A 6,763-nucleotide genomic window follows, 5' to 3' on the forward strand; every position below is an offset into this window, starting at 1 on the left:
CTCTTTCACCTCTTGGAAGACTCTTTTTGTATTCCTAGATGCTCATAAGCTTTATCGGAAACCATTCGTCCCCTTGCTGTACGCACTATGTACCCTTCTTTTATAAGGTAAGGTTCATATACATCTTCTATGGTAGAAGCTTCTTCATTTAAAGCAGCAGCCAATGATTCTATCCCCACGGGACCGCCATTAAATTTTTCGATAATTGTTCTTAATAATCTTCTATCCTCTTGATCAAGACCGCAAGTATCAACTCTTAACAAATTCAATCCTTCCATTGCTACTTTTTCCGTTACAACTCCATCGGCTTTTACATCCGCGTAGTCACGAATCCTTTTTAATAACCTGTTTGCTATTCTAGGAGTACCTCTTGAACACGAAGCTATTCTTTCTGCTGCTTTTTCTTCCAAAGCAACGTTTAATATCTGAGCAGACCTTTTTAGTATTTTCACCAATTCATCCTTGCTGTAAAAGTCAAGGTGACACCTGATACCGAATCGGTCACGAAGAGGCGATGTCAAAGCCCCTGCCTTTGTAGTTGCCCCAACTAAAGTGAAAGGTTTGAGATTCAACCTAATAGAGCGTGCTCCGGGACCTTTACCAATTAATATATCTAATACAAAGTCCTCCATTGCAGGATATAAAATTTCTTCCACGGCAGGATGAAGCCGGTGAATTTCATCTATGAAAAGCAGGTCTTTTTCTTCAAGACTGGTCAGAATAGCCGCAAGGTCTCCTGGCCTTTCTATGGCGGGACCTGAAGTTACTTTTATATTTACCTCCATCTCTCTTGCTATTATGTAAGCCAGGGTAGTTTTTCCAAGGCCGGGCGGCCCGTACAGCAGTACATGGTCTAAAGGTTCGCCTCGTTTCAAAGCTGCTTTTACAAAGATCTTCAGGCTTTCCTTTACCTGGTCCTGGCCTATGTAATCGTCAAAATTTGTGGGGCGAAGTCCAAGTTCAAAATCGGACTCATCTTCTCCTCTTAAAAGCGGTGTAACCAATCTATCTCTCATTGCCACATCAACCCTCTTTTGCAAAACGCTTTAATGCCCCGGCAATTATTTCTTCCACCGTTGTTGCAGCGTCCAATTCACTCAACGCTTTTTGAATTTCTTCATTGCTAAATCCCAAGGTTGAAAGTGCTTCTCTAGCTTCTTGAAGCATTTTCAATGATTCTTTAAATTCGGCACTTACCGCCAAACCTTTAACTTTGTCCTTCAGTTCAAAAACAATTTTACGGGCAGTTTTATTCCCCACTCCCGGCACTGAAGTCAAAACTTTAACATCCTCAGTTGCTATGGCAGAAACAACTTCTTCAGGTTTTAGCCAGGACAAAACTGAAAGGGCCACCTTCGGTCCTATTCCCGAAACCTTATTCAACAAAGTGAACACTTCTCTTTCCAGAGGCTCAAAAAATCCGTATAAATCCATGCCATCATCTTTTAAATGCAAAAAAGTATAAAGAATTATTTTAGAATTCTTGTAAAATTTTACATTATTATATGTATTTAATGAGATTAAACATCTCAGGCCCAACCCAGCAACCTCTATAATTGCGTAATTCGGACTGATTTCTTTCAATTTGCCCTTTAGATATTCCAACATTTTTCAACCTCTCGGAAAGTCAAGGTATTTGTTTTGTATATGATGAGTGAATTTTATCAAATTCACGTGGCATAGCGCTACTGCCAGGGCGTCGGCCGCATCGTCGGGCTTAGGAATCTCATTTAACCGCAAAAGCACCCTTACCATCTCTTGGACTTGAAACTTTTTCGCTCTTCCGTAACCGACAATAGCCTGCTTTACTTCCAGCGGGGTATATTCATAGACTTTGATGTTCTTCGATGCTGCGGCAAGCATGGCCACGCCTCTTGCCTGCCCTACAGTAATAGCGGTTTTGGCATTTTTATTGAAAAAAAGTTCTTCTATGGCTACTGCTTCCGGATTATACGTCTCCATTAAATTCAAATACCCATCGTAAATAGATTTAAGTCTTTCAGCGGTAGAAAGATGGGATTCGGTCTTTATTACGCCGAAATCAACAACCTTTATATTTGCACCTTCAGAAAATAATATTCCGTAGCCGCTGAGAGCTATTCCCGGATCTATTCCCATTATAACCATAAAATCACCCGGTTGTCTATTTCGACAAAAGCATTTAAAATTCCTCTAAAAATAAAATAACTCCTCGAGACACAGTCTCAAGGAAATTGAAAATTAATGGGTAAGGCCTTCGCGGATTTTTAAAAATTCATCCTTAGAATTTATCACTATACCCCTTTCGAGAAGCTTTCGGTCTTCCTCTTTCAAAATTCCGGCCTTAATATCGGTCAGTTCAAGTAACTTTGACTCTTTTCCGGGTTTACCCTGGAAAAGCGCTACATAACCTTCGTAAAGTCCTATATAGTAATGTTCTTCGCATATACCATCTATTAATTTGGTCAAAACTGCCCTGTTGTTAGAAAAACTTTCTATTTTCCATTCTTTAAATTCTTCCTGCAGTCTAGATTTTGTATATCCTACATACTTTTCATCGACAAGCATTTCATTTCGCTTTTCATGTCCACATTCTTTGTATCGAGTTATAAAAATTATTTTTGCCCCCGGTTCTAACGTTTCTTCCGGAAGTTGAATAGTCTCGGCATTTTTTAAAGATCTGTCATCCGGTTTTTTTGATTCGAATATCGCTGAATAATATCCGAATAAAAATCCTGCTGATATCAATAATGCGACCATAAAGATGAAAATTAAAATTTTTTTGGGCATACATCTTCCTCCTTACAACTCTTCGAAGGAAAAGTATGCCCTATTTTAATAAAAACTATTCATTACTAGTTAGCAGATTCATAATTGGTATATACATTTTGAACGTCATCGTGGTCGTCTAAAGCCTCTAGCAATTTTTCCATCATCTCACCGTCTTTTTCCGATAAAGTCATAGTAGTTTTGGGAAGGTAAGTTATTTCAGCCGAAGAAAGTTTAACATTATTCTCCTGAAGAACGTTTTTTACAGTTTCGAATTGTTCGGGAGATGTTATAATTTCGATAGAATCTTCTTGCTCCTCTACATCATCCGCACCCGCTTCTATTGCCAACATCATAATCTCTTCAGCATTTATTCCCTCATTCTTTTCTATTATCAATAGTCCCTTCTTCTCAAACATCCAAGCAACACAGCCCGCTTCTCCAAGATTTCCACCGTGCTTGTCGAAAATGTGGCGTAATTCCGCAGCAGTTCTGTTCCGGTTATCAGTCATTACCTCTAAAAGAATTGCAGCGCCGCCTGGGCCGTATCCTTCATACAACGCTTCTTCTAAATTTTCCCCCCCTAGTTCCCCGCTGCCTCTTTTTATAGCCCTAATGATATTCTCGTTGGGCATATTGGCTTCTTTAGCTTTTTCAATAACATCTCGGAGCCTGGAGTTTGCCTCAGGGTCAGGTCCACCTTCCCTAACGGCGACTATTATCATCTTGCTCAACTTTGTATAAAGTTTCCCTTTCTGAGCATCCATTTTAGCCTTTTTATGTTTTATGTTTGCCCATTTAGAATGTCCAGACATACTTTTAACCCCCTTTTTTATCCGCCTTTATGATAAAAACTTAATTAAAACGCTAAAAAGGTGGTTTGAGAGGCAATCTCCTTTTGTGTTCACTTCTAGAATTCATTCTTCTTATTTTTTCTGCGATTTCCTGTGGTGCCTTTCCGGTTAGTATATATTCGTCTAATTGTTCATAAGTTATACCCATTTCGTTTTCATCTGTTTGTCCTTTCCAAAGTCCTGCCGTGGGAGGTTTCTCTATAATATCTTGCGGAATTTCAAGATAACGAGCCAATTCTCTTACTTGCCTTTTAACAAGATTTCCTAAAGGCAATAGATCTGCTCCCCCATCGCCGTACTTTGTGAAGTAACCCACTGTCAGTTCGCTTTTATTTCCTGTCCCTACCACAAGAAAATTGTTTAAAGCAGCGTAATAATATAAAGTTATCATTCGAAGGCGTGGTTTGATATTAGCCACAACTGTTTTATTATCCGTTTTATCCAAGATAGATATGAAGTTGTCAAATATGCTATTCAGGACAATTTTTTTATAAGGAATCTCGAATTTTTCTGCAACCCTTACTGCATCCTCCTCATCTTTTGGATCACTATAGCACGGCATTATAAGTCCGAGGCAATCTTCCTCAAAAGCTTTTTTACAAAGCACGCCTACTACAGCCGAGTCAATCCCTCCACTCAACCCGAAAACAGCCCCTTTAGCCCCTGCTTCACGTACTTTTTCTCTCAGCCAATCCACAAGAGCATTGCACAATTCCTGTCTTTCCACATCCATTCCCTCACTTAGAAAAAATTTAGTACCTAACTTTCATAAAGGTAGTCTTTCCAAAAAGCACATTACCCTGTTTTATCCCAGCTTCCTTAATGCATTTTTCAAATTTATCAACCTCATTTACCGGAATGTATACGTGTACTTGGGCCACTTCACCATAATCCACGTGCTGTATAAAAAAATTATTCTTTCTTAAGACGGACTCCACTTTACTAATAAGCGAATATTCGACGGTAATTTTGTATTCGTTTGCCTTTGTTATTCTCGCTATTCCTGAGTTTTCGATGCCCAACTTCGCGCTCTGACTATACGCGCGAATCAAACCATTCGCTCCTAAAAGAATCCCTCCAAAGTATCTGGTTACAACTACTGCGACGTTCTTTAACTGCTTTGACCGTATAACCTCCAAAACGGGTCTACCGGCAGTTCCGCTTGGTTCCCCATCGTCGCTGGATTTTTGCAGTTCTTTGTTGCCCAATCCTACACAATACGCGTAGACATTATGTGTGGCATCATAATATTTCTTCCTAACGGCGTTTATAAATTCTTCCGCTTCATCTAATGAATTAACCGGTTTAACATTACTTATGAATTTCGATTTTTTAATCGTCAAAGTGGTTTCTGAAGGTTTTTCTACCGTTAAAAATTCAAGCATGGACCAAACCTCGGTACTTTAATGTTTTTTGTCTCCACACACATTGTATTATCATAAATTATCCTGAAAAAGTCAATATCGAATGTAAAAGAGGAGGCAGAAAGGCCTCCTCTTTAGCGACAAAATCTATTTACTTGTAAAATATGTGATTCCCTATAATAGTTGTGATCGGTCGGGACCTTACCCATGCATTAGTTGTCTTAGCAGGATTGTAAAATCCTATAGCCCCTCCAGTGGGGTCCCATCCTCCTATAGCGTCCTGAACTGCCCTTCTTGCGGTCTCGTTGGGAGTCATGTAAATCTGACCATCTTGTACTGTACAGTACTGATATAACCCATTTACCTTTTGAAAAATTACTTCCGGAATTGTATTGGGATATAAAAGGCTGTTTACTCTATTCAAGACTGTTGCCGCAACTGCAACTTGTCCTATATAAGGCTCCCCTCTTGATTCGGCGTAAACTAGCCTCGCAAGTAAATCGATATCTCTTGCAGAAAATCTTCCTATACTAGATCTTGAAACACTATTAATTTCCAACGCCCTTAATGTTTGCGGCCCAACAATGCCATCAACCTTTAGGCTGTTTGCTTTTTGGAATCTCATTACCGCATCTTTTGTAATCGGGCCAAATATTCCATCTACTTTCCCGCTCCAAAAACCCAGGCTGTTCAGCCTTGATTGTAGTTGGGCTACGTCCTGCCCCCTGCTTCCTTCTTTAAGTATTCTATCTCCTAAATTTTCTGCAAGAGCAGTTGTCATTCCAAGCAATACAAACAAAAAAATTAAAAGTATAACTTTGTGAAATATTTTTTTCACGAGCTCTCCCTCCTTTAATCATTTCGAGACCGCAAGAGTTTTTTATAGTATACCATGGTAATGTGCTCTTGACAAAGTGGCTAAAGCTCCTTAATCTTTGGTATACTGGTCGCTCGTAATCTCATTTTCGATCTCGGTCAGAAAACTTAAAATAACGGTACTATGCTTAGAATTTGCGCAGGATGGACACTGCTGTCAAACGTGGCTCATGCTGTTATATGTGGAAAAATAAACCCATTTAAAATTTGTATAAAATAACAAAAAATCCCCCTACAGAGGGGATCTAAAATCGTTTTTAAAAAATAAAATGGCTCCTCGAGTAGGATTCGAACCTACGACCCTCCGGTTAACAGCCGGATGCTCTACCGCTGAGCTATCGAGGAACGCTTTTAAAATATATCGGCAAAGATTTCGGCAGCGTCCTACTCTCCCGGGGAATACTCCCCAGTACCATCGGCGCTGGAGGGCTTAACCTGTGTGTTCGAAATGGCTACCGGTGTTTCCCCTCCGCTATGGCCACCGAAATCTTCTTTCCCTATTCTATTCCTTCCCCTGCACCCTCAAAATCACACAGCGGGTATGCTCCTCCTTGGTCAAGCCCTCGACTCATTAGTACCGGTCGGCTCAAGGCCTCACAGCCCTTACACCCCCGGCCTATCTACCTGGTCGTCTCCCAGGTGTCTTACCCCCTCTTCAGGGTGGGATACCTTATCTTGGGGCAGGCTTCGCACTTAGATGCCTTCAGTGCTTATCCCTCCCGGACTTGGCTACCCAGCTGTGCCCTTGGCAGAACAACTGGTACACCATCGGTCCGTCCACCCCGGTCCTCTCGTACTAGGGGCAGTACCCCTCAAGTATCCTGCGCCCGCAGCGGATAGGGACCGAACTGTCTCACGACGTTCTGAACCCAGCTCGCGTGCCGCTTTAATGGGCGAACAGCCCAACCCTTGGGACCTGCT

8 protein-coding genes, 1 tRNA gene and 2 rRNA genes are annotated in these 6,763 nt (G+C 40.9%); all 11 read right to left on the minus strand.

Annotated elements, in window-relative coordinates:
- Positions 1–5 precede the first annotated feature (5 nt).
- Positions 6–1,016, minus strand: coding sequence for a Holliday junction branch migration DNA helicase RuvB (gene ruvB / locus BUB66_RS06385; protein WP_073256434.1), 1,011 nt, complete (start codon positions 1,014–1,016; stop codon positions 6–8).
- Positions 1,017–1,023: 7 nt separating this feature from the next.
- Entirely contained in the window at positions 1,024–1,608 is a 585-nt protein-coding gene (ruvA, locus tag BUB66_RS06390) for a Holliday junction branch migration protein RuvA (RefSeq protein ID WP_073256367.1), read from the minus strand.
- Between the two features lie 3 nt (positions 1,609–1,611).
- Positions 1,612–2,127 carry a crossover junction endodeoxyribonuclease RuvC gene (ruvC, locus tag BUB66_RS06395; RefSeq protein WP_073256370.1) on the minus strand — a complete coding sequence of 172 codons (516 nt, stop codon included), beginning with the start codon at positions 2,125–2,127 and terminating at the stop codon, positions 1,612–1,614.
- A 93-nt stretch (positions 2,128–2,220) separates the two neighbouring features.
- On the minus strand, positions 2,221–2,769 hold the full coding sequence (locus BUB66_RS06400; protein ID WP_073256373.1) for a BofC C-terminal domain-containing protein: 549 nt from the start codon (positions 2,767–2,769) through the stop codon (positions 2,221–2,223).
- A gap of 65 nt (positions 2,770–2,834) precedes the next feature.
- The gene (locus BUB66_RS06405; RefSeq protein WP_073256376.1) at positions 2,835–3,563 is read right to left on the minus strand and encodes a YebC/PmpR family DNA-binding transcriptional regulator; all 729 of its coding nucleotides are present in this window, start codon (positions 3,561–3,563) and stop codon (positions 2,835–2,837) included.
- Between the two features lie 52 nt (positions 3,564–3,615).
- Positions 3,616–4,335, minus strand: coding sequence for an NAD(+) synthase (gene nadE, locus BUB66_RS06410; RefSeq protein ID WP_073256379.1), 720 nt, complete (start codon positions 4,333–4,335; stop codon positions 3,616–3,618).
- A gap of 19 nt (positions 4,336–4,354) precedes the next feature.
- On the minus strand, positions 4,355–4,987 hold the full coding sequence (locus BUB66_RS06415) for a YigZ family protein (RefSeq protein ID WP_073256382.1): 633 nt from the start codon (positions 4,985–4,987) through the stop codon (positions 4,355–4,357).
- A gap of 130 nt (positions 4,988–5,117) precedes the next feature.
- Positions 5,118–5,804: a spore cortex-lytic enzyme gene (sleB, locus tag BUB66_RS06420; RefSeq protein ID WP_084098860.1), complete on the minus strand. Its 687-nt coding sequence runs from the start codon at positions 5,802–5,804 to the stop codon at positions 5,118–5,120.
- Positions 5,805–6,112: 308 nt separating this feature from the next.
- Positions 6,113–6,187: transfer RNA gene (locus tag BUB66_RS06425), tRNA-Asn, on the minus strand.
- A gap of 26 nt (positions 6,188–6,213) precedes the next feature.
- Positions 6,214–6,328 (minus strand): 5S ribosomal RNA (gene rrf, locus BUB66_RS06430).
- Between the two features lie 65 nt (positions 6,329–6,393).
- Positions 6,394–6,763 (minus strand): 23S ribosomal RNA (locus BUB66_RS06435); the annotation flags it as partial.

Source organism: Caldanaerovirga acetigignens (genome assembly GCF_900142995.1).
In the GTDB taxonomy this organism is placed as follows: domain Bacteria; phylum Bacillota; class Thermosediminibacteria; order Thermosediminibacterales; family Thermosediminibacteraceae; genus Fervidicola; species Fervidicola acetigignens.